We start from the raw sequence: 19,586 nt of genomic DNA, 5'->3' as shown, positions 1-19,586 counted from the left end.
AGTAGAAGAACGGCTCAACCATGCGGGCCTTAGACTGCTTTCTGCCCCACAAAAACGGTGCTTTTAACATCGTAAGAGCCACTATCCATGCGGGGCAATCCCGTTTTGTGGAGCAAAGTTCGGTATCATGACGCTTCGATAAAATTAGCTCAGGCTGAGGTGCAACGTGGACAGGATGCTCGACTATTACACGGCAGTTGCGGAGAAAGAAACGGGGTTTTGGGTCGGCCTGCCAGTTGCTACTGGCCAAATGGTCTCACGTGCTGAATGGCTGTGCCTCATGAACGACGACCCGGACCATTTCCAGCTCGTAACATTAACGGAGGAGGATCTGACTGGATACTCGCTTGCCGTCGAAGATGCCGTTGAGCGGGCAGTGTTCGTTACTTGGTCGGACGAGGAGCTGCATTAGTTTCGCTAATGCTCGGCGAGAACTGACAACTGACCGGCCTCCCTCGCTCATGCCCCAGGTGGTAGCCGCGGAAACTCTTTCACGCAGGGTTCGTCGCGCAACTTCTCCCGCAGTGCATCCAAGATGGCGCCCTGGGGGCCAGGCAGCGTAGTGAGCATGCGCTGCAGCTGATCGGCGTAGAGAACGAGCGATCGCAGGCGCGCCACCTCCCACAGCAGCGCGCGCACATCAGGGTCGGCAGCGCGGTCCTGTATCTCCTGCAACGCAGCCTTCGTCAGCGGATCCTTGAATCTCATGCCCAGCTTTCACTGTATGGATATCCAGTATAGCAGCGGGAAAGCTGACGCTCCGGCCGTCTTCAGTACTGAACAGGTGCAGGTCGCCGTTCGAAGTTGCAAGGTGGAAGTCCATTCTCATCACCACTCGATTGCAGGGTCTACGCCAGTACGCTCTGGAGCGTAGTGTGATGAACCGCCAACACGTACCCCTGCCCACATCAGCCAACGACGCCAGGCTGGCACACCGATTGCTGCCGAGGCCTCACGGAATACCGCGTCCGCCACGCTACGGGACGCGCGGCCCGAGGTGTACAGATAGTCGTGCACCACTGCTGCGCGACGGGCCACGCCCCCACAGAGGCCGTACACAATCGGCAGGCGGGGCACGCTGGCCAAGTCCGTCGGAAACCCGGCTGGAACCGTGATCACACGGCCGGCGACGTCCGACTCGTACATCAGCGGTGCGAGAAGAATCCATTTTTCATCGGCCACCCCCTCGTTATCGCGCATGTCCAGCGGCGTCAGGAACCTGCTCATGCCATCGCCTCTATGAAGCGATCCGTAATGCCGCAGCGCTCGGCAAGTCCAGTGTCACCACCATTCACGACGCGCGATATCGCAATGATTCTGCCCGCGTCGGCCAGCGCGTTGAGGCTGTTGCCAGTCCGGTTGCCCTCGTGCCAGAACCAGGCGGCCGCGAGACAGCCGACGTCCGGACGGGAAAGCAAATCGGGCGAGGTCACAAGGTCATAACCGATGGCCAGGCCACAGCGGCGGTAGTTGTCCTTGCCCGTCAGCTGGATCGGTCCGCGACCGCGGTACCGCCAGCCGTCGCCAGAATGGATGGGGCCATTGCCGAGGCGGCTGCCATAGGCGATGTTCGCGATCATCTCTTGGTCGGCTTTCTGCTCACCAGGGATGTATCCCAGTCTGTCTGCCTGGGCGCGGGTGAAACGCCCCTTGAACCCGGAGACCGTCATGAGCGCGTCAGGCCGATAGCTCAGGCTTTCAACCATCCGCGTGAGGCCTGCCGACTCGTGCAGCAGCTGGCTGACGAAGGCGGCTTGGCGCTTCGCTGTGCTGATGCTGAACCGCGCCATTGCGTTATTCAGCGGGTCGATGAAGAGAGTTGCCGTGCCTGGGCGGACGTGGCCGATGGCGATCAGTTGTTCGAGCTTCATCAGCCCCTCCAGTGCGAAATGATCCAGCTCGCTACACTCCCCAATGAGCCAGCAGCACCGCCGACCAGCATCAACGTCCGCCAACCGCCTTTGGCCTCAGCCAACTGTGCCAGGACTCGGTCGAGCTTTTCGTTTTGGTGAGCACTCGTTGCACGCAGGTCTGCCAATGCGGCCTTTAGGTGCTCAACTTCAACCTGGACGGTTGCTACCGCGATCGCGGTTTGGTGGTCGTTTAAATGCATTGGCGCCATATCTCGAAGGGATCGGAAAGGCGGCCATAAGTAGAAAAACGACGCCTCGGATTAGAGACGAGTTTACGAAATTGCCCTGTCTCAAGTCTCGGAAAATTGAGACAATCGTTCGAGCTGCGTCCTACATGCGCTCCCATTCACGCGTGGTATTCGGTCGAGATGGTGTGTGCGCCGGGTTGCACCGGCGGCTTGGTATTTTGATCAGGGATTGATGGCAAGGAGCGCAGTTTCCCCGACGTGCGAGAGCTCATCGAACAACTGCCGGCCGCACGCCCGCATAAACCCGCCAGCGAACTCATAGCAGAACCAGTCCTCCTCGTCTGCCCAGTTGCGTCCAGGCGCGAGGCCGAGGCCGAGGGCGCCGCCCCAGTCATAGTTGTTGTGCATGAGCAGCTGGGCGGCGCAGTACACACCGCATGCCCACGCCGGCACCCAGGACGCCGGCTGAGCCGTGTATGTGCACAGTTGCAATCGTGCCCATGCAATGCCGGCGTCCAGATCAGGAACCGAATGCTCGCGCCGCCGGACAATGATTTGGCCTTTGAGAGCGACGGCTTCCTCGACCTCGCGCACTCCGGCGCCCATCGTCGCCTCGAAATATCTGCCGCGCGCGAGGACGATGACATGGGACGAGAGCCCGAGGGCAAATCGGCTGCGCGGCATGGCCCAGCGGATCAGGAATGAGACCGGGTGGCTTCGGTTTCGCGTGTACAGCAGGGTGACCTGTTCTTGCATCAGACTTCCTTGAATGTGACTTTCGTTTGATAGGCCGCTGCATGCCGGATGCCTAATTCGCTCCACTTGGATGGCGTGACGTATGCCATGTAGTCGAGCTCCTTCGCAGGGTCCGCATCCGAAGGGAAGATGCTGATGAGCATCGGGTACACCGAGCTGCTGCGAGCCATTCGCATGACTGTCGCTCTCTCCTCAGCAGTCAAGCTGGTCAAGTCGATCCCGATCTCCTTCGAGATGAAGCCAGCCTCGCCCACCGTATCCCCTCCCCCCGACATGTTGTTCTGGGAGCTGTCGAGCGGTACCAGCGGTGCTGCAGACGCGTTGTACTTCGGGGACCAGTAGGGACCGGCGACCATGCACGCCGCTTCGAGGTAGCCCTGCACGTTGTCCGCCGGGTCTGCGATGTCGACTGCGAGCCCGCGCGCCTCGATCTCGGCTGGCAGCCAGTGCCGCGCGTAGGTGCCGCCACCGTAGGCGTAGGCGCTCGCCGCCTGCACCGCCGTGTAGCCGCGCAGCTTGGCCGCTGGCCACGGGCAGGCTGGCACCCAGCCGCTGTCGTAGTCGTAGCTCTGCCAGGCGTCGATGTAGCCGGCCGGGCGAGTGGCAGCAGCCGCACCGGTCGGGTAATAGCTGGTGCACACGGCGCTCGTCTCTAGCTGCGCACCCCAGACCTGAATGTCGCGCGCGGTGGCGCCGCCGTTGGTCGTGATCGCGAACACGTTGCTCGTCGAGGTTTTGCCCTGTGCCTTCAGGCGCTGCCAGGCGGTGCTGATGCCGATGACCTGGTCGACGCCGCCGGACGTCACGGTAATGGTCTGGTTTGCGACTCCCTTCACCCAGACCGAGCCGGAACAGAGCACGCCGGTGCCCAGGCCAGTGGCCTGCGATACCGATTGCCCAGTCGCCGTGAACAGGATCCGGCACGCCGCGTTCGAACCATCCGGCGCCGGGCCGTAATTGGCCGTCACCGTGGCGCCCGTCTTGGTCCATGCCGCGTTGTCGAACGCCGGGCTGTATCGCACCAGGTTCGTGGCTGCGGCCTCTTCGCTGGCGCGCACGCGGATGGTGGCCGTTGGCGACCAGTTGCAGAACGGGAAGCCGGCGAACTGGATCGGCTCGGGCGTCGCGAACAGCGCGGTGATGCGTGCAGTGGTCCCGGTGGCGCGCCAGAGGCTCGACTTCTTCCAATTCAGCAGGTTGGCCTCGACCAGGGCGCCGGCCCGGCTGGAGGCGGTGAACGATGTGGCGCGCTCGAGCGCGTTGTCAGATACGATTCTCAGGTTTGGCATGCGCCCTCTTACCAGGTGATTGCTGCGACTTGTTCAGGCGTTGTCGCGACCGCCAGCTGGTTCTTCAGAGCCTGCGAGCGCTGGAAATTATTGATGCCGGCGTCGTACATCGCACAGAAGAACGTGTCCCATTCAGCAACAGTCGAGATCGGAACATCGCTGTCGTCCATCGTTTTCCAGCCGCCTGGCCAGTTGATTGGCTTGCCCTTACGCCAGCGCGCGTCCGCGATCAGCAAGTCCACGATGTCCTTGTCGGCGGTGCGGATGGCCCTCTCGCCAAACTTGAAATGATCCGAGTCGGCCGAGAGTCGCGCGCGCGTAATCTCTGCCCGCTTGCGGGTCTTTGCCTCGGCTAGAGTCAGGGTACGGTCAATCACCACGGTACCGCCGGACAGCGGTGATGCCGGATCGCTGGTCAGCGCATGCTCAATTTCAGCAGCGATAGTTGGCTGATCCCCTGCGAGCAGGCTAGTCGGGACAGCCACGCGCCACTGCTGGGCGATGGGCAGACTGTCGAGCGCGGCTTGCTCGGAAGCGTACGAGTTGATCGTCACCGTGGCGACGTTCTCCGCGAGATTAACCACCAGCTGAAACGGCTTGTGGTATTCGATGCTGGCGCCGTTATCGGCTGTAATTTTGCGGCTGATTGCCATGTTCTTTCCCTTCGGATTTATGGGTACATCGCATTGTCGATAACGGACAGCTGCGTGTACACGGCGCGCGCGCTGCCGGAAACGTTTAGCGTGCTGTACTCGGTGGTTGAGTAGAAGCCAACGCCTATGCGGCGCGCCTGCAATTGCGACCCAGTCGAGTAATACAATGTGTTGAACTGCACAACGTCGTAGTTGTATATCCATGAACCGTCGAAGTACGTCGATGCGGTCTCGTATGGGTAGTTGAACGTACCGCGCGAATTTGCGCAGATCGATTTATTCGTCATGTCGAACGGAAGGTTGTACTGACGGTCGTACAGGTTATTTGGCTGGTTGCCCGGCGCTGGCACCTCGGCGGGTAGCTCCATTTCCAGATTGTAGGTATTGCCCGCCAGTTTTAGCATGCGCAAACCGGAGTCCCAGACCACCCGATTCATTCCGGCGCTACGGATGCGCAGTGCAGGATTCACGCCTGATCCATTCGGGTAGTTCTGGTGGACGTACCCGAACACACGCAGGTACAGCCCCTGTGCGGCGTTGCCCGGATTGGTCACGGCGATGTCGGCGTACCACTGGTTCGCCGCGTGCTGCACCACTTTAAGAATGGCGGCGCCGAATCGATTGCGCTCGCTCCCCCAGACGTTCGATCCGGTCGTATCTCCAAAGTTATGCGGAACGTTAAAGAACAACAGCGGTTGCGCCACGCAGTTGAAATAGACGCGGCCCCCGTTGGCCGGGATGGCGACCTTACCCAGATAGCAGTAGTACATGCTGTCGGAATCAATGGTGATCCCTCCAGTAGCGGTGTTGGTGGTGCGTAGGCCGATCACAGGTTTCCCCCGGTCTTGATGACGCTCAGCATCCCGTCGCACACCGGAATGCCCGGCCGTGACTCGTCGCCGAACACGGCAACGGTTGGGATACCATTTGGATAACTGACCCGACAGCTCAGGACCGACCACCCGTCCACTTCGCCGTTGTTGTAGGGGGAGTACATGAAGGCTTGGACGCGCTTCCCCGCCAGCTCCGGGAAGCTGTAGGTAACCCCGGCCCCGGTGCCGACGTTGCCGCCGTAGATAATGCCGTCCCAATGCACGGCGAGGACGTGTTCGACCGTGCTGTCGAAGGTGACAGCACCGGTCGCGACATCGCGGATGATCACTCGGCTCATAGGTTGGTGTCTCCGATTTCAACGACCGCGACACCATTGCTGGCAAACAATCGAATGATGTTGTCCTTGATCTCGGTGCGGGCGCCTGAGGAAGCCGTGCGCAGCATCCCGATCCTTGCCGTCATGGCGTCTAGCTGCACGACCGACATTTTGCTGGCCGTGACCGCGCCGTCTTTAATCAAGACCGAGTCAGATACGCGGGTGAGAGTAAAGCTTCCAAGTTCGAGATACCCCGCTGTCACATAGCTGGTGATGCGCAGCTGTACTTCATATGGGACGGTTTTACCGTCACCGCCGACAACTGGTATCGTGAACGTCTGGCCAACATCGCGCGTTCCTTTGGCACTGATGGAAGCGAATTGCGGCAGCATTCCAGTCTCGGCAAATGCCCACCCGGGGATATCTGCCGCGCCCATGTTGTACCAATTCACTTGCGGGATGTGAAGGTAAATGCCTACTTGTCCTTGGAAATCGCCTGACATAAAAGACTGATATTCCACCCGGTATGTGGCCCCAGGCGTCACTGTGAACATGGGCGTAAACGAATCCTTGAAGGCACCCTGTGACGCATTGAGCGTCGTGTCCAGTACCATCGTGCATCCGAGTCGCCAGTAATTGGCTACCCCGCCGTACTGCTGAACCGGATGGCCCGGACGGCCCCACCACGCCAAGTCCTTGAAGCGCGGGTCAGGAATGAGGTTATCGCCGTTACCAGAAACCACAAGACTGCTCGTCTTTACTGCGCCCGCCGCGATGTGCTTGGCCTGAACGGCATTGGCCGCTATGGACGAAGTCAGAATCGAGTCTGGGACGATCAACTTGCCGTTGATGACGACACCGTTGTCCACCCAGGCAGAGCCGGTCCAGCGCTTCTCCATTACGAAGGTGCCGCTCGAAATGGTGACGACGTCGCCCACGACGTTGCCGTCTGGGGTGGCCGCGTCGGCGACACCGTCCGACCAGGCGCCGCCTGCTGCGTAGTAGTGGCCAGCGCCGCGCGCGCCTGGTGTGCCGCTGCCCGTCGCGCCAGCCTTGCTCTTGGTGACGTTGAAGCGCTTCACGACGTTCGCGTGTCCGGACTTTGTCGCAGTGATGTCGACAAAGGCGGCGTCCACGCCGGCGGCCATGCCGGTGATGGTGACCGTGCCGCCGGCGGTCGTGTACGCCAAGGACGCCGCGTTGGTCACTGGAGCGAAGCTGAACGCCCAGCCGGTGTCCTCGGTGATGCCCTTGTAGATCTTCAGCGTACAGTCGGCGCCGGTGTAGCTCGAGACGGCGCCCGCGTTGTTGGCCGGCAGTGCCACAAGCTCGTTAGTCAGCACGCCGGTGATGGCGTCTATTCCATCCGCCCCCTCTCGCAATTTGGTGATCGTGACCCGGTCGGTTTGGCCGTCCTGTGCGACCTGAATGGTGACGCTGTCGGACGCCATGTTGGCGAACGTTAGGATCTTCTGCGAGCCGTTGGCCCCCGCCGTCAATGTGGCGGTACCGACCGGGATCGTGAAGTTGGGCGAGCTGCCTAAGTTCTGGCCCGACGCGGTGAGCGTGATGGACGCCGGCGAATTTGCGCCGGCCTTGGTGATCTTGAAAACCTCTTCCGACGCTTCCAGCCTGACGATCTTCGCCGTAGCGCCTGAGCTGCCGTCGCGCAGCACGGGGATGACGCACGAGCGCGTGAACTCCTCGCCCCCGCTCACCACCGTGGCGGTGACGATAGCCGTCGACCCGGTATAGGTGACGTCGACGCTCTTGCCGTTTGCGTTCGAAAGCGTGCCGCCAACGACGGAAAACGAAACTGCATCGTCCAGCCCGACCAGGTCGGCGGTAACCGTCACCACCGCCAGGTCGGCCACGCCGGTGCTCGTCAGGTGGAACCCAGGCGCGCTCGTGTCCAAGTTGATCCACGCGTTCGCTGGGTTCAAGACGCGCACGGAGGCGGCCTGCAGCAGCGCATCGCAGTCGTTCAGTACACCGCTCATACGAGAAATCCTACTTTGACGCGCCCGGTGTTCCAGTCAGGCGCGAGTGAAATGACGATGCCCGGCACGCCGGCGGCCATGCCGAAGCGCGGGTTGTAGACAGTGACGGCCTGGCCCAGCTCGAGCTGCAGCAGTTCCGGCACGCCGTCGAACTCGTACGTGGTGCGCGGCACCTTCCACAGGTCCAGGCGGCGCTGCGCTTCTACTTCAGCTTCGGCGCGCGTGAGCAGCAGCGTGTCCTGCTGGACCGGCTCGGCGTTGAGCTTGAACTTCGCCAGGGTGGCCGCGTCCGTTTTGGTCGTGGTGCGCCACTCGTTCGCGAACAGATCCTTGTGTCGATCGGGGATGCCCGCCAGCGTGCCGGCCTCCTGCACGGTCCAGTTCTTGCAGAAACCGAGCTTCACCGCGCCTACCGCGGCCGTGCGCCCGGTCGGCGCCAGGGTGCTCTCGCCCTCCTTCGTGTGCACGACGTGCTCGGACCGGATGACGAACGGCGTGCCGGTACCGGGCAGCGCAACCTTGATGATGCGGAGTAGACCCAGGCGCGACATGACGAGCTGAGCGCCCAGGCTGCCGGCCAGCATCTGGCACCCGTTCAGCACATTGAGCCGATCGGTCGCATACAGCCCTACGCCCTGCTGGTTTGCCGAGTCGAAAGTAGCCAAGCCGGACAGATCGAGGTCGGCGTCAGTGAAGCGATCGGACACCTTCCCGTACGCCGTGACGATGCGCTTGACGATCGAGGCGACCGTCTCGCGATAGCCGCCTGCGCTGTCGCCACGAAAGGACAAGGTGACAGCGCCGGCCGGGGAATCGGTCAGGGTGATAACGCCGGTTGCGGCATTGGTCGTGTATTCAACCGGTGCCGCGTTGTCGCGCGCCTCGATTGCGCCATCAATCTGGCCATGGTGGCCCTGATACTCCAGCGTCCCGGTGCTGATCCGGACTGGGGTCACGTTGAACAGCTGGCCGAACCCCACTGGGCGGAGAACGTCCTGGTTCTCAGCGGTGCCGCCCAGCTTTGCCTCGCTGATTGCCGTGTTCAGGCGCTGCAGCTTGTCGCGCAGCTTCAGGGCCAGCGTGCTGCGGCCGCGCGGTGCGATGTCGGCCACGATCCCATTGAAGATCATGCGGAAGTCGGCGCGCGGCCACCGCAGGTCGCCGATGTACGCCTTGATCGAGCGGTTCGTCCAGACATAGCCGACGCCCGCCCAGTCGTCACGCTCGCCACCGACGTTGTCCAGCTCCAGGTCGCCAGTCGACAGCGCGCCGTCACCCTCGAGCGACAGCCGCTCGGTAAACAGCGTGCCGACGGTGGCGATCGGAAGGTACGTCGTGTTCGCCGGCGCCTCGCCGGGCTTGGTGGTGAATGGTTTCGTGGCCAAGTAGACGACGGACTCCACGCCACCAATCTGCACCGCGGCCTCGATCAGGACGCAACGATACGCGGCCTGGCTTTTCAGCCAGTCCGTAAATTGAGCATCAGTCATTCTGGAAGAACCCTTGTATCTGACATGGATTTGCGGGCGGCGGACGCAAAGGCTTTGCCGATCAGGACTGCGGACTCTCCTACGGCCCCGGCAATGCCATTGATCTGGTCGCCGGTTTGCTGATGCTGATCGCTGCGCAGCAGCTTCAGCTCGGCCAGGACGGCAGCGTTGATCTTGCGCTGCTCCGAGTTCTCCTCTCGCAGCGCTTTCACTTCAGCCGCGAGCACGCCGGCGGCCTCGCTTGAGCTGGCGGCATACCGCTGCACGTCGAACAGTGGAGCAACCATCGGCATGTCAGCGGCTTGTCTGAGGATCGTTTCATGTATAGCTGCCGCAGTGTCGTTCAGCTGGGCAGTACCGACGACCTGCTTGTCGAGCGCCGCCAGCTGCCGCTGTGCGTCCGTCAGCTGCTGGCCCGCGATCGACGCCAGTTTGTCCATATCGCTTAACACCATGGACTGGTCACCGGCGAATCCGACGCTCGATGCATTAATGACCCGGCTCGCGGTCAGGAAGGCCGTAGCGGCTGCCTGGGCAGCCGACGATGCTGCGGAGTCGGATGGGTCTGCTTTCGCCTTGTTGAGCGCCTCGTTGTACTGCCGCTGGGTCTCCACGTACTTTTGCAGCGGGGTCAGCGTCGACAGCGTGCCCAGCAGCAGCGAGTCGCGGTATGCCAAGGTGCTGGCCTTAGTGGCGCCCAAGCGCTCCACGGTGCTCTTGAGCGCATCGGAGGCGGCTTCGGTAGTGGCCTTCAGGTCGCGCTGTAGCGTAATCTGGTCGAACAGTGCACGGTTGCTCGGATCGATTGCCAGGCGCGCCTTGGCGTGCAGCTGCGCCGATGTCAAGGTCAGCTCGTCCCACTGCGTTTGCAGATCGGCGCGCTCGTCGGCAATGTCCTGCGTCGATCGGGACAGGTCTGTGGCCTGCGCAGTTACTTTCGCGAAGGCGCTCTCGAGGTCCATCAGCGCGGCGAATTGCTGCCGCTCGGCCTCGTTCACCAGCTTCAGGGCCAGGACATGGTTCTTGAACTCTTCCCGGGTGTCGATATAGGCCAGGCCCAGCTTCGCCATTTGGTCCGTCACATACTTCTGGAGCGGCGCCAAGCGCTCCTGCTCGGTCAGGAAATTCTGCCCGAACGAAGAGACCTTGCTCGACAGTTCATCCATGCCGCCCATCAGGCTGATGAGTCCTTCCCTGGCAGCGATGCTGGCCAGTCCCGTCGCGCCGAAGGTCATGTTGATCGACTGCAGGCTTGCGTCCAGATTGGCGTAATTCGCCGAGATGCGCACCAGCGTCTCGAGGTGGCCTTCGCCAACCTTCTGGAACTGGGTCAACCCCTGCACGCTCCACTGCGCCATGTCGTCGGCGATCTTCGAGAACACTGACTCCAGCGCCGCCTGGATATCGTCGCCGCTCATGCCCTTGAAGCTGATCTTGCCGAAGTCAACAACGAAGCTGCTCAGACGTTGGTTGAATGCGTCACCCTCGATCCCCAGCAGGGAACCCGCTTTCTGCACGGAGTCGACCATACTGGCGATGGCGGCTGAGAATTGCTGGTTGGTGCCAGCGCCGAGGCTTTGCGTGTCGGTCCAGCGCTTGTCGGAACTAAACCAACCGCCGTCCTTCTTCATGTCGGTGTATTTCTGGGTGTTGAGGCCGCCCGATATCACGCCCGAAACCGTGGTCCGGTTGGCGGTAACCCCTGTGTCCAGGGCTTCGGTCTTACCGCCGAAGATGGAATTCCCGATCTTGCCAAGCCACCCGCCACCGATTCCCGCAGTGTCGGGGACCACGCCGTTCACGCCAGCACGGATCAGCACGCCACCGAGACCCGACAACGACGACTCGATGCTGCGCAGTGACCGCAGCATGTCGGCCGTATAGTTGAGCTCGATGTTGGAATTAGCCGCTGACAGCTCCAGCGAGCGCGCGATCGATTCCGATTTTGCGCCAGAGGCGCCGAGCACCGAGCCGGTGCCTTGGGCGGTCTGCCGTTGTTCCGACAAGCTTGGCGCGCTGCCGCCTCCGATGCCGCCCATCATCTTGGCGCCAATGGCGACGACGGCCGCCAGCGTGGCCGCGCCAGCAGCAATGTTGAGCGGGAACGGCATCGACGCGATCGCCTTGACCACAGCCGTGACGCCCCAGGCGCTGGCCTGCGTGCCGGCCATAACGGTTGACGCGGCAGTCGACGCTCCCTCAGCAGCCGTCTGGGTGGCCTTGGAGGCGACGAACAGACCGGTGAAGGCCGTCAGCAGGCCGCTCTTCTCGACCATGCTCTTGATGGACATCGCCATTTCGTATGCGCGGAACGCTTTCTCCGCGCCTTCCATGACCTTGTAGCCCGCGGTGTTTTCTTTGAAGAACCCTTTGGCGGCTTTGGCCATGTCACCGTACTGGCGTACCTGCGCGGTGGCAGCGGCCTGGGAGGCTCGGGTCTCGGCGGCCTTAATCTTGACCGGGTCGTTCTGGGCGTCCTTCTTTTCCGTCGCCAGCTGAGCGGCGATCGCAGCCTGTGCGCGCCCGTAACCACTCAAGGCGGTCGTCATATCGCCGATCGCGGAGCCGACCCGGCCGAACGACTCCGCCATGCCGGCAGCGGCCTGCCTGGTGACCTCGTCGATCGACGTCATGATGTCGAGCAGCTCCTTCGCCTTGGTGACGTCGGACCCGCTTTCCAGTTTGTCGAGCTTGCCGACGGCCGTCATGTTCCTGCGCTTTGCCGCGATCATGCGCTCCAGCTGGGCCACCTCCTGCGCGTCGAGCTCGAGCGCAACGCGCTGCGCGAGACGGTCCTCGAGACGGGCCAGTGTTAGCTGCTCGATCTGGAGCTTGGTCATGCCGTAGGTGGCGACCAGCTCCTCGTTGGCCGTCACTTCAGCCATCACCGAGGCGTAGGCGCTGTTGCGGTCGTCGTTCAGTTCCTGCACGGCTTTCTTGACGCCAGCAGCCGACACTAGGGCGGCGTCCTGGGCTTCGACCACGGCGATCTGCGCGCGCGCGGCATCGATGTGGGTTTTCGACAGTTTGTTCTTGCCGGTCCCGATCGCCGCGTCGAGCTGGATCGTCATCTTCTGGGCGTCGGACATATTCGCGTAGCCCGCCGCCTCGAGCTCGTTGGCCGCGATCTTTTCGCGGATCGACGTCATCAGCGTCGCGTACGCGCTGGCCTCTTGCTTAGTCTGTGTGGCGGCGCCCTTGTCGACATACTTGGCACGCACGAACTTTTCCATTTCCGGCGTCACTCGGCCGTACTCTTTGCGCAGCTCGGCGAGTTCGTAGGTGATTTTCTGGGCAGCGGTACCGTTCTTGCCGAGCCACTCCGCTTCCTTCGAAGCGAACGCCAGGTCCTTGCTTTTCTGCTGTGCGACAGAAAGCTGCTCCATCTCCTGGGTGACTGTGTTCAGGCGCGCGCCCCATACCCGCATCATCTCGGTCTTGGTGACTACGTCGATGTCGGTCTGCTTGCCGATGCGATTGATCTCGGCAAGGATCTGCTCCCGCTTTTTCTCGCCGTCCGTCGCCGGCGCAGCGCCTATGGTCATGCCCTTCGAAGCGAGTTCGTTGCGTTCCTTCAGCTTGTCGATTTGCCTCTGAAGGTTGCCGATGTAATCGTCGATCTCATCGGCCAGCGTACTGGTGACCTTCTTCTCCGCCTCTGCGCCTCTGTCGCCCCATATCTGCCACGCAAGCGCGCCGGCACCCAGCAAGGTGACGATCAGGCCGATAGGCCCGCCAAGGAAAGCAACGGCGCCACGCAGGATCCCCATCGCGCGCGCACCGATAGTTGCGGCTGCAGTCTGTGCGCCGATAGCCACGGTATGGGCGCCTGCTGCCACGGTCGCAGCATTGCCGGCAACAGCTTGTGCGGCCAGGGCGACGGCATTGGCTTCGGCGAGCGCGATGGCGCGGGCCTGTGCCGGAATCAGGCCGTTGGTGGCGATCGCGAGCGCGACCGTGCCCTCAGCGGCCAGCACGGACGCGCGCAGTTCAGCAACCCGGGCGTTAGCCAGCGTCATTTCCGATGCGGTCGCGCGCACGTTCGCCTGTGCTTCGGCCAGCTTCGCAGCTGCCGAAACAGATGCGGCCTCGGTCGTTGCGACTGCCGAGGCCAGCGTCGACGCGGCCAGGGCGCGGTTTGCCGTCACGGCGCCGTAGGTGCTGGTCACCATGTTGGCCAGCCAGGTAGCGAGCTTGGCGGTGGTGACTGTGGCAACGGCGCCCGCAATTAGTGAGAGGTTGTCGGCCAGCAGCCCGATCGCCCCGGTCAGGGCCGAAACGGCGCCGCTGTTTTGCGCCTGCACGCCAAAGAATTCCATGGCGTTGTTCTTCAGGACGGTGAAGGCGCCGCCGATGGTCTCGACCTGCTTTGCTTCCTCCCGCAGGCCGGCGAGTGCCTTCGGCAGCACTTCCGCCATGATTTGGGAGGTGATCAGGCCGTTCTCGGCCATTTTTTTGAGCGCACCGACAGGAACGCCGATGCCGTCGGCCAGGGCGAGCATGAGGCGCGGTGCCGCTTCATTGACCGCATTGAATTCCTCGCCGCGCAGTGTGCCCGAGGCGAACGCCTGGGAAAGCTGCAGCTGGGCTGACGCCGATTCCGATGCTGTCGCGCCGGACACCTTGAGCGCCATGTTGACGGTCTCAGTAATGTCGGCTACTTGTTTTTGGGTTGTGCCGAGCTCGCGAGTGCCATTCGCGATACGGGCGTACAGGATGCCCGTCGAAGCAAGGCCTTGCTGCGCATCGTTGGCGATGCGCTTCACATCGGCATACGCGGCCCCATACTCCCGTTGCGATTGTGTTGCGAGGCGCAGCTGGGCCGTGAACTTGGCATACTCATCCGACATCTGGACGACACCAGCGACGCCGGCGCCGATCCCGACCGAGGCGGCCAGGTTGCGCATCGCATTCTGGACCGTGTTCGACAGGTTGCTCATCGTGCGCGCGACGGTGTCGATCTCACGACGCGATTGGGCGGCGCCGTCGACGCCGATGCGGATGATTGCTCCAGGGGTCCCGCTGTATGCCATGTTTTGCCGTTACCTATCGTCGTTTGGCCCACTCATCGAGTGCGGCAAATTCCATCGCCTGGAGTGCCTCGAAATATCTCGGTCTGTCTTTTTTCTTGATGGACCGGCTGTCGATGCAGACCTGGATGCCCTGGTAGTCCAGGCGCGTGCGGATGCCGTTGTCCGTGAACCACTGCGTCTGCACCGAGAGCCACAGGCTCCAAATCCCGCAGTTTTCCGGCCAGAGGTAAAACTCGTCCTCGACCGGCGTATCGCTTTCAACCACGTAGAAGCCGAATCCTGCCGCGTCGGCATCAAGGCGCGCTGCGGCGGGCGGGTCATCGGCTGACGGGAACCGCAGCTCCCCACCGGCCAACAGCCGCGCGGCCTCTACAAGTTTTTTGCTTTAGCGGCGCTTTCCTTCATGTAGGAGGCCACGGCGATGTCCAGGACGTTGGCCGCCTTGAACATGATTTCCTTCGCTTCCTCATCGCACGGCGCCGGCTGCTTGGCCTCGTCGAGAACGAAGGTCTGGTTCGTCCAGCCTTCGGTGATCCGGATCATCGTTTCGCGGATTTTTTCGTTCGTAGTGACGCCGTCGCTGTTCTTGTTGCTTTCCTGAAATTCGTCCACATCCAGGCGTACGCAGGTTAGCGAGAAATTGAAACGCTTGATCTTTTCGCCGTCCTGGATTTCGAAGATCATCGGGACGCGAACCTTGTCGCTGACTGCCAGTTTGTATTTGCTCATGTGTTCTCGTTCGGATTGTGTGAGTGAAAAGGATGCCGACCAGGTGGCGCAGTTACCCGCGCCACCCTGCTGTTACAGGCAGATCAGGCGGATCTCGTCGTTGCCGACCACCGGGGTGAACTTCAGGTCGAAGCCGACATAGCGAATGCCCTGGACGTCGACCTTCTTCGGACTGGAAAGCTGGACGGCCGGTCCGTAGATCAGGATGCTGTTGCCTGTGATGAGGCCGACCTTGAGCGCGACGCTGATCAGTTCGCCCGAACGCACCTTGTCGAGCATGGCGACTTCCTGCGCGGCTGAAAGCTGCAGCTCGGTCGAGCCAGTGGTCTCGCGGTCGGTGATGTCGGCCTCGCTCAGGCTCAGGTTCGAATGGAACTCGACCTTGTTGCCCAGATTGCAGTCGAGACCCGTGCTCGGGTAAACGTCACCAGCCGTGATGACCCCGGCCGAGTAGGTGCCGCCGAAGGTCATGTCGACCACGTTTTCCTTGATCATGGCAACCGGCTTTTTCCATGCCGTCAGCGTCGCGGCCACGTTCGGCGTCGCACTGATCGCACCAGCCACACCGGTAAATTCATACTTCAGCGATGGCGTGCCGCCCTTCTTTGCGGACAGGGACACGTTGCCCATCGAACCAATCGCCTTGTGCAGAACGCCGTCGTCGTAATAATAGATCGTGAGGTCCTTCAGCCCGGTGGAGATCGGGGTGTATTCGACGCGCGCCGGCGTGGTCAGGATGCCTTCGGCCATTGCGCAGCCCAGGTTCAGCTTGCCCCAGGCGGGCGGCGTCGCCGCGGTGCCTGAGCCAGCCAGTGCAACCGTGATATCGATCTTCACGCTGGCCGCGCCCATCAGGTCAGCGCTCGCGCCGAAGAAGCCCCGCATGGCAGGGTTCGCGATCTTCTCGAGCTCGAGCGGGGTGATCGACATTTCCGAGACCAGCACCGCATCGGCAGCGCCGGTGGGGGCGGCATCGGTGCCGGCCGTGGTCGCTACCTTGACGAGGATGACGGTGTTACGGATGCGCCGGGTATTTGCGGCCATGGCTTATTCCTTGACAGGTTCTGCTGGTTGATCGGCGGGTTCATTCGAGACCCAGTCCCACTTCGAGCGGTCGAAGGTCCAGCTGCCACCGCTGGGAGGCGGCGGGATGTCGCGCTCGGCGACCCTTGCTTCAGTTTTGTTGGTCATGCTTGTTCCAAAGTGAAATTGTCTGTTCGGTGTTCCGCGACGTACGTGAGGCGGACCCACCCGGTTTTCTTTCCCTCGGCCGTGTTCTCAGCCTCGACGCCTACAATCGCCAGGTCACCCACGGCGCCGCCAAGAGTGGCATCAGCAGCCAAGCGCGCGAAGACGGCTTCCAGCAGTGAATCGACGGCCAGGTCGCCTGTTTCCACTACGCTGCGTGCGAAGCAATCGACGGTGATCCGCGTGCTCCAATCGATCGGCGAGCCGTGCATGACGCCCCGGTTGGGCAGTGACTGATCGAACTGCACGCTAATGGCCCGCACATCCTGCTCGGGAATAGCGTTCGACCTGGCGCGATAGATCGCGTCGCATACCGGCGGCGCCTCGGCCAGCTTGCTGATCACTGCGGCGACAATGGCCGAGAAGGCTGTCGTCATTGCGTGCACTCCAAGGTCAGCACCGTCAGTCCGGTGCCATCGGGCGCCGCAGCGACGATGATGTACGTCACGCCAGCGATCTCGATCAGCTTGTCGACCGGATCGGCCATCACTGCAGTCGATGCCACCGTCACGGTCGGGCTGGTATCGGCCGCGCCCGGGCCGAGCGCTGCAACACTCGAAGGCTTCCGGAAGATTCCCGGCACTACCACGGCCGCGAGCTTCACCTGGACATTCGCCAGGTGATTCAGCACAGCCGCGTTAGCGGTAGCTTCGAGGTTGGCGAAGAACATGGCGGATTAGCGGATGACGCCGTCGAGGCAGACACGTGCTGTGGTGTCGGTACCCGACTTCGCGGCAGCGAGGCAGCCGACGAGCAGGTTGGCGCCGACAGTGGTCGTGACACGGCGGTTGCCGTTGTCCCAATAGATTTTCGCGCCCTGAACGCCGACGTCGGCGGTGACCGCAGCGATGTCGAAAACGCCCTCGCGGTCGATCTCGACGGCGGCACCAATGGTGGCATCGCCAGCGGCAATGCCGAACAACGCGCCGACCAGAACGCCCTGGCCACCAGCAGTGGCGGCCGGAGCAATGACGGTAACGACGTTACCCTTTTGAACTTTGTTTCGCATGATCTTTTCCTAATCGTTCGTGGAAGTTGCCCGGGCTTACGCGCCGGCGCCCTTGTACAGGCCGCGGTGGTCGACCGCTTTGGCGGCGAAGTCCAGGCGGCACTTGAAGGTGACGCCATCGATCTCGAAACCCTGCTGGGTTTCGATGACCGGACCTTCGGCGCCGTCCAGGTAGCAGTACTCGACGGTGTCGATCTGGCTGTTGTTGCTGGCCATATACCAGGCGGTCGCGCTTGCGCCGTCCAGGATCGGCTCGACGATCGGCTCGACCGACGTGCGGCCGCCGCTGCGGAACTCGTTCACGTCGCTCTGCTTGGCAGGCACGTAGTTCGAGCTGGTCAACTGGTAGGCATCCTGCTCGAGCGAGGCCGGCACGATGAGGAAGTTCGGGGCGAGGTTCAGCTCTTCGCCCTGCAGGCCCTTTTGCAGGCGCATCGCAGTGCGTGCCGACTTCATCGAGCTCAGTTGCAGGGCCGAAGGTGCACCGGTGCCGAGGTTGCCGTGCGCAGCGTCGAACAGTGGGACGCCGTCGCCCATGACCGGGTTCGCGGTCAGCTGGCTGTACACCAGGCGGTTTTCCAGGCGGCTCGAGCTGGCACCGAAGGCGGAAACGAGGCGCTCGAAAGCGCGCAGGTCGTCGTTGACGATTGCCTGGCGGGTTAGGGCGACCATGCGGCCGTAGGTCACTAACGCGTAGGTGACGCCCGCGTCCTTCATGGTGCCGTACTTGAATTCGCCGTGCTCGTTGGTCTGCAACAGATCCGGCGCGCCCGACAGCTGAACGATGCTGATGTTCTTGAAGTCAGGTGCGTTTGGTGCGCGGCGGGCCCACTGCGTGTAGGTGCCGGCGCTTTCTTCGTAGCCGGCGCGCATGCGCTTGTTCGCCACGTTGGAGAACAGGTTAGCGAAGTCGCTGGTGCCGTGCATGCCCGAGCGGTAATGCAGGATCTCGGTCGCCAAGCGCAGCTTGTCCATGCCGCGGGTTTGGATGCCGCGCGATTCCAGGAAATCGCGGCCGACCTCGATCAGGCTCATGCCACGGTACTGGCGGCCGTTGTCGGTCAGCTTGGTGCCAGCTTGGATACGATGCATCATCGCTTCTTCGATACCGGCCATGCGAACTTGCATCTCGTCGCCGACGACCTGAATGCGCACGTTCTGTTGGCCGCCGGCGGCGGTGTCGCCGCGGGCCAGTTCGTTCAGCACTGCCTGGCGTGCCTGGTCGACAGAGTTGCCACCGCGGATAAGGCCGGCGGCCAAAGTACCGACATTGTGGCGCACGCACATTTCGGTGATCTCGGCGGCGCGGGTGGCGGCGTCGTCGGCCGGTGGCTGCGTCGCCGGCGGCGTGCCTGATGGTGCCGGTGCTGGAGCAGTTGGAGCGGCGGAACGGCTTGCTTCGGTAGGCACCGGGTTCGGTGCGCCCGCTGGGGTCGTGGACATAGGGTCTTCCTGTGATGGTGGGACGGACAATTGGGCGGGCGCCCGGGTAGTGAATTCGCAGTGCACGCCGCTTGCCGGCTGGCTGCGCGTGCTCGCGTCGGCGTCGGCCGGCACGGTGACAAAACTGATTTCGAACGGCTGCCAGCCGACGGCCCGGTAGAGCGCCAAGTTGACGCCGTCGGTGCGGTCGATCGCGCGGGTGATCTCGTATTTGGTGACGTTGTAGCCGAAGCTGATCGAACGGATGATGCCGGCCCGGATGTCGGCAACGATGCCCGCCATCTCGGGACGGGTGGACAGGCGCAGCGTGGCGCGCCCTTCGCCGTTCTCGATGCTGCCCCGAATCGCGATGCCGAGGATGGAGGCAACGCCGCCATGCACGCGATGCGAGTCGATCACCTGGACGGTACCCGCGTCGAAGCGCGACATGTCGACAGCTTCGCGTGTGACCGCCAGCTCTTCCTCGTAGGGGGTCTCGGTCCAATAGTCGTAGCGGCGCACGCGTGAGCCGGTCGTCCACACGACATCGACCGTGTTATCAGCTTCGTTGAAGGTGGTAGGAACCAGCGTTGCCTCGCGCGTTACCGAGGGCATCGTGCGCGGGTCAGTAGCGGACCGGCTGGCGGTGAGCGGATGGGTTGGCGTCGTCATGCACCCATTGTCTAGATTGCTCTGTCTCAATTCT

The 19,586-nt window shown here is 62.6% G+C and carries 20 protein-coding genes; 1 reads left to right on the top strand and 19 read right to left on the bottom strand.

Annotation, left to right across the window (positions count from 1 at the left end):
* Positions 1 to 175: 175 nt before the first annotated feature.
* Positions 176 to 412 (top strand): hypothetical protein, encoded by a 237-nt coding sequence (locus ACHAC9_RS22405; protein ID WP_435763649.1) that lies wholly within the window; start codon positions 176 to 178, stop codon positions 410 to 412.
* Positions 413 to 459: 47 nt separating this feature from the next.
* Here the strand turns inward: ACHAC9_RS22405 and ACHAC9_RS22400 are convergent, their stop codons facing one another.
* The 19 genes from ACHAC9_RS22400 to ACHAC9_RS22310 all read right to left on the bottom strand — a co-directional run bounded on the left by ACHAC9_RS22400 (position 460) and on the right by ACHAC9_RS22310 (position 19,552).
* Positions 460 to 708, bottom strand: a complete 249-nt coding sequence (locus tag ACHAC9_RS22400) for a hypothetical protein (RefSeq protein WP_435763647.1) — start codon at positions 706 to 708, stop codon at positions 460 to 462.
* A gap of 120 nt (positions 709 to 828) precedes the next feature.
* Positions 829 to 1,227 carry a DUF1353 domain-containing protein gene (locus ACHAC9_RS22395; protein ID WP_435763645.1) on the bottom strand — a complete coding sequence of 133 codons (399 nt, stop codon included), beginning with the start codon at positions 1,225 to 1,227 and terminating at the stop codon, positions 829 to 831.
* A complete protein-coding gene (locus tag ACHAC9_RS22390; RefSeq protein WP_435763643.1) occupies positions 1,224 to 1,871 on the bottom strand; it encodes a glycoside hydrolase family 19 protein in 648 nt (215 codons plus the stop codon). The genes ACHAC9_RS22395 and ACHAC9_RS22390 overlap by 4 nt, the downstream gene beginning before the upstream one ends.
* 452 nt (positions 1,872 to 2,323) lie before the next feature.
* Positions 2,324 to 2,857, bottom strand: coding sequence for a hypothetical protein (locus ACHAC9_RS22385; protein WP_435763641.1), 534 nt, complete (start codon positions 2,855 to 2,857; stop codon positions 2,324 to 2,326).
* Positions 2,857 to 4,146, bottom strand: a complete 1,290-nt coding sequence (locus ACHAC9_RS22380; protein WP_435763639.1) for a phage head spike fiber domain-containing protein — start codon at positions 4,144 to 4,146, stop codon at positions 2,857 to 2,859. The genes ACHAC9_RS22385 and ACHAC9_RS22380 overlap by 1 nt, the downstream gene beginning before the upstream one ends.
* A gap of 8 nt (positions 4,147 to 4,154) precedes the next feature.
* Positions 4,155 to 4,799 carry a hypothetical protein gene (locus ACHAC9_RS22375; protein WP_435763637.1) on the bottom strand — a complete coding sequence of 215 codons (645 nt, stop codon included), beginning with the start codon at positions 4,797 to 4,799 and terminating at the stop codon, positions 4,155 to 4,157.
* Between the two features lie 17 nt (positions 4,800 to 4,816).
* Positions 4,817 to 5,629: a hypothetical protein gene (locus tag ACHAC9_RS22370; RefSeq protein WP_435763635.1), complete on the bottom strand. Its 813-nt coding sequence runs from the start codon at positions 5,627 to 5,629 to the stop codon at positions 4,817 to 4,819.
* Positions 5,626 to 5,970: a hypothetical protein gene (locus ACHAC9_RS22365; protein ID WP_435763633.1), complete on the bottom strand. Its 345-nt coding sequence runs from the start codon at positions 5,968 to 5,970 to the stop codon at positions 5,626 to 5,628. The genes ACHAC9_RS22370 and ACHAC9_RS22365 overlap by 4 nt, the downstream gene beginning before the upstream one ends.
* A complete protein-coding gene (locus ACHAC9_RS22360; protein WP_435763631.1) occupies positions 5,967 to 7,949 on the bottom strand; it encodes a hypothetical protein in 1,983 nt (660 codons plus the stop codon). Before ACHAC9_RS22360 ends, ACHAC9_RS22365 begins: the two co-directional genes overlap by 4 nt.
* The gene (locus tag ACHAC9_RS22355; RefSeq protein WP_435763629.1) at positions 7,946 to 9,439 is read right to left on the bottom strand and encodes a hypothetical protein; all 1,494 of its coding nucleotides are present in this window, start codon (positions 9,437 to 9,439) and stop codon (positions 7,946 to 7,948) included. Before ACHAC9_RS22355 ends, ACHAC9_RS22360 begins: the two co-directional genes overlap by 4 nt.
* The gene (locus ACHAC9_RS22350) at positions 9,436 to 14,472 is read right to left on the bottom strand and encodes a tape measure protein (protein ID WP_435763627.1); all 5,037 of its coding nucleotides are present in this window, start codon (positions 14,470 to 14,472) and stop codon (positions 9,436 to 9,438) included. Before ACHAC9_RS22350 ends, ACHAC9_RS22355 begins: the two co-directional genes overlap by 4 nt.
* A gap of 13 nt (positions 14,473 to 14,485) precedes the next feature.
* Positions 14,486 to 14,827 carry a DUF1799 domain-containing protein gene (locus ACHAC9_RS22345; RefSeq protein ID WP_435763625.1) on the bottom strand — a complete coding sequence of 114 codons (342 nt, stop codon included), beginning with the start codon at positions 14,825 to 14,827 and terminating at the stop codon, positions 14,486 to 14,488.
* Positions 14,828 to 14,841: 14 nt separating this feature from the next.
* Positions 14,842 to 15,201, bottom strand: a complete 360-nt coding sequence (locus tag ACHAC9_RS22340; RefSeq protein ID WP_435763623.1) for a hypothetical protein — start codon at positions 15,199 to 15,201, stop codon at positions 14,842 to 14,844.
* Between the two features lie 72 nt (positions 15,202 to 15,273).
* Positions 15,274 to 16,245: a phage tail tube protein gene (locus ACHAC9_RS22335; protein WP_435763621.1), complete on the bottom strand. Its 972-nt coding sequence runs from the start codon at positions 16,243 to 16,245 to the stop codon at positions 15,274 to 15,276.
* A gap of 3 nt (positions 16,246 to 16,248) precedes the next feature.
* Complete coding sequence (locus tag ACHAC9_RS22330) at positions 16,249 to 16,392, bottom strand: hypothetical protein (RefSeq protein ID WP_435763619.1); 144 nt, start codon at positions 16,390 to 16,392, stop codon at positions 16,249 to 16,251.
* A complete protein-coding gene (locus tag ACHAC9_RS22325; protein ID WP_435763617.1) occupies positions 16,389 to 16,826 on the bottom strand; it encodes a hypothetical protein in 438 nt (145 codons plus the stop codon). Before ACHAC9_RS22325 ends, ACHAC9_RS22330 begins: the two co-directional genes overlap by 4 nt.
* Positions 16,823 to 17,119 carry a head-tail joining protein gene (locus tag ACHAC9_RS22320; RefSeq protein WP_435763615.1) on the bottom strand — a complete coding sequence of 99 codons (297 nt, stop codon included), beginning with the start codon at positions 17,117 to 17,119 and terminating at the stop codon, positions 16,823 to 16,825. The genes ACHAC9_RS22325 and ACHAC9_RS22320 overlap by 4 nt, the downstream gene beginning before the upstream one ends.
* Before the next feature lie 6 nt (positions 17,120 to 17,125).
* Entirely contained in the window at positions 17,126 to 17,458 is a 333-nt protein-coding gene (locus tag ACHAC9_RS22315; RefSeq protein WP_435763613.1) for a DUF2190 family protein, read from the bottom strand.
* Positions 17,459 to 17,494: 36 nt separating this feature from the next.
* The gene (locus ACHAC9_RS22310; RefSeq protein ID WP_435763611.1) at positions 17,495 to 19,552 is read right to left on the bottom strand and encodes a prohead protease/major capsid protein fusion protein; all 2,058 of its coding nucleotides are present in this window, start codon (positions 19,550 to 19,552) and stop codon (positions 17,495 to 17,497) included.
* Between the last annotated feature and the right edge of the window lie 34 nt (positions 19,553 to 19,586).

It is taken from the genome of Massilia sp. CMS3.1 (assembly GCF_051262535.1).
GTDB lineage: Bacteria > Pseudomonadota > Gammaproteobacteria > Burkholderiales > Burkholderiaceae_D > Telluria.
This window is presented reverse-complemented; position numbering and strand designations above follow the sequence as displayed.

Excerpts from the sequence above, each read along its gene's own strand:
- ACHAC9_RS22375 (WP_435763637.1), bottom strand. The coding sequence starts at position 4,799 with ATGGCAATCAGCCGCAAAATTACAGCCGATAACGGCGCCAGCATCGAA.
- ACHAC9_RS22390 (WP_435763643.1), bottom strand. The coding sequence starts at position 1,871 with ATGAAGCTCGAACAACTGATCGCCATCGGCCACGTCCGCCCAGGCACG.
- ACHAC9_RS22385 (WP_435763641.1), bottom strand. The coding sequence starts at position 2,857 with ATGCAAGAACAGGTCACCCTGCTGTACACGCGAAACCGAAGCCACCCG.
- ACHAC9_RS22325 (WP_435763617.1), bottom strand. The coding sequence starts at position 16,826 with ATGACGACAGCCTTCTCGGCCATTGTCGCCGCAGTGATCAGCAAGCTG.
- ACHAC9_RS22365 (WP_435763633.1), bottom strand. The coding sequence starts at position 5,970 with ATGAGCCGAGTGATCATCCGCGATGTCGCGACCGGTGCTGTCACCTTC.
- ACHAC9_RS22405 (WP_435763649.1), top strand. The coding sequence starts at position 176 with ATGCTCGACTATTACACGGCAGTTGCGGAGAAAGAAACGGGGTTTTGG.
- ACHAC9_RS22340 (WP_435763623.1), bottom strand. The coding sequence starts at position 15,201 with ATGAGCAAATACAAACTGGCAGTCAGCGACAAGGTTCGCGTCCCGATG.
- ACHAC9_RS22315 (WP_435763613.1), bottom strand. The coding sequence starts at position 17,458 with ATGCGAAACAAAGTTCAAAAGGGTAACGTCGTTACCGTCATTGCTCCG.
- ACHAC9_RS22310 (WP_435763611.1), bottom strand. The coding sequence starts at position 19,552 with ATGACGACGCCAACCCATCCGCTCACCGCCAGCCGGTCCGCTACTGAC.
- ACHAC9_RS22360 (WP_435763631.1), bottom strand. The coding sequence starts at position 7,949 with ATGAGCGGTGTACTGAACGACTGCGATGCGCTGCTGCAGGCCGCCTCC.
- ACHAC9_RS22320 (WP_435763615.1), bottom strand. The coding sequence starts at position 17,119 with ATGTTCTTCGCCAACCTCGAAGCTACCGCTAACGCGGCTGTGCTGAAT.
- ACHAC9_RS22395 (WP_435763645.1), bottom strand. The coding sequence starts at position 1,227 with ATGAGCAGGTTCCTGACGCCGCTGGACATGCGCGATAACGAGGGGGTG.
- ACHAC9_RS22335 (WP_435763621.1), bottom strand. The coding sequence starts at position 16,245 with ATGGCCGCAAATACCCGGCGCATCCGTAACACCGTCATCCTCGTCAAG.
- ACHAC9_RS22330 (WP_435763619.1), bottom strand. The coding sequence starts at position 16,392 with ATGACCAACAAAACTGAAGCAAGGGTCGCCGAGCGCGACATCCCGCCG.
- ACHAC9_RS22380 (WP_435763639.1), bottom strand. The coding sequence starts at position 4,146 with ATGCCAAACCTGAGAATCGTATCTGACAACGCGCTCGAGCGCGCCACA.
- ACHAC9_RS22400 (WP_435763647.1), bottom strand. The coding sequence starts at position 708 with ATGAGATTCAAGGATCCGCTGACGAAGGCTGCGTTGCAGGAGATACAG.
- ACHAC9_RS22355 (WP_435763629.1), bottom strand. The coding sequence starts at position 9,439 with ATGACTGATGCTCAATTTACGGACTGGCTGAAAAGCCAGGCCGCGTAT.
- ACHAC9_RS22350 (WP_435763627.1), bottom strand. The coding sequence starts at position 14,472 with ATGGCATACAGCGGGACCCCTGGAGCAATCATCCGCATCGGCGTCGAC.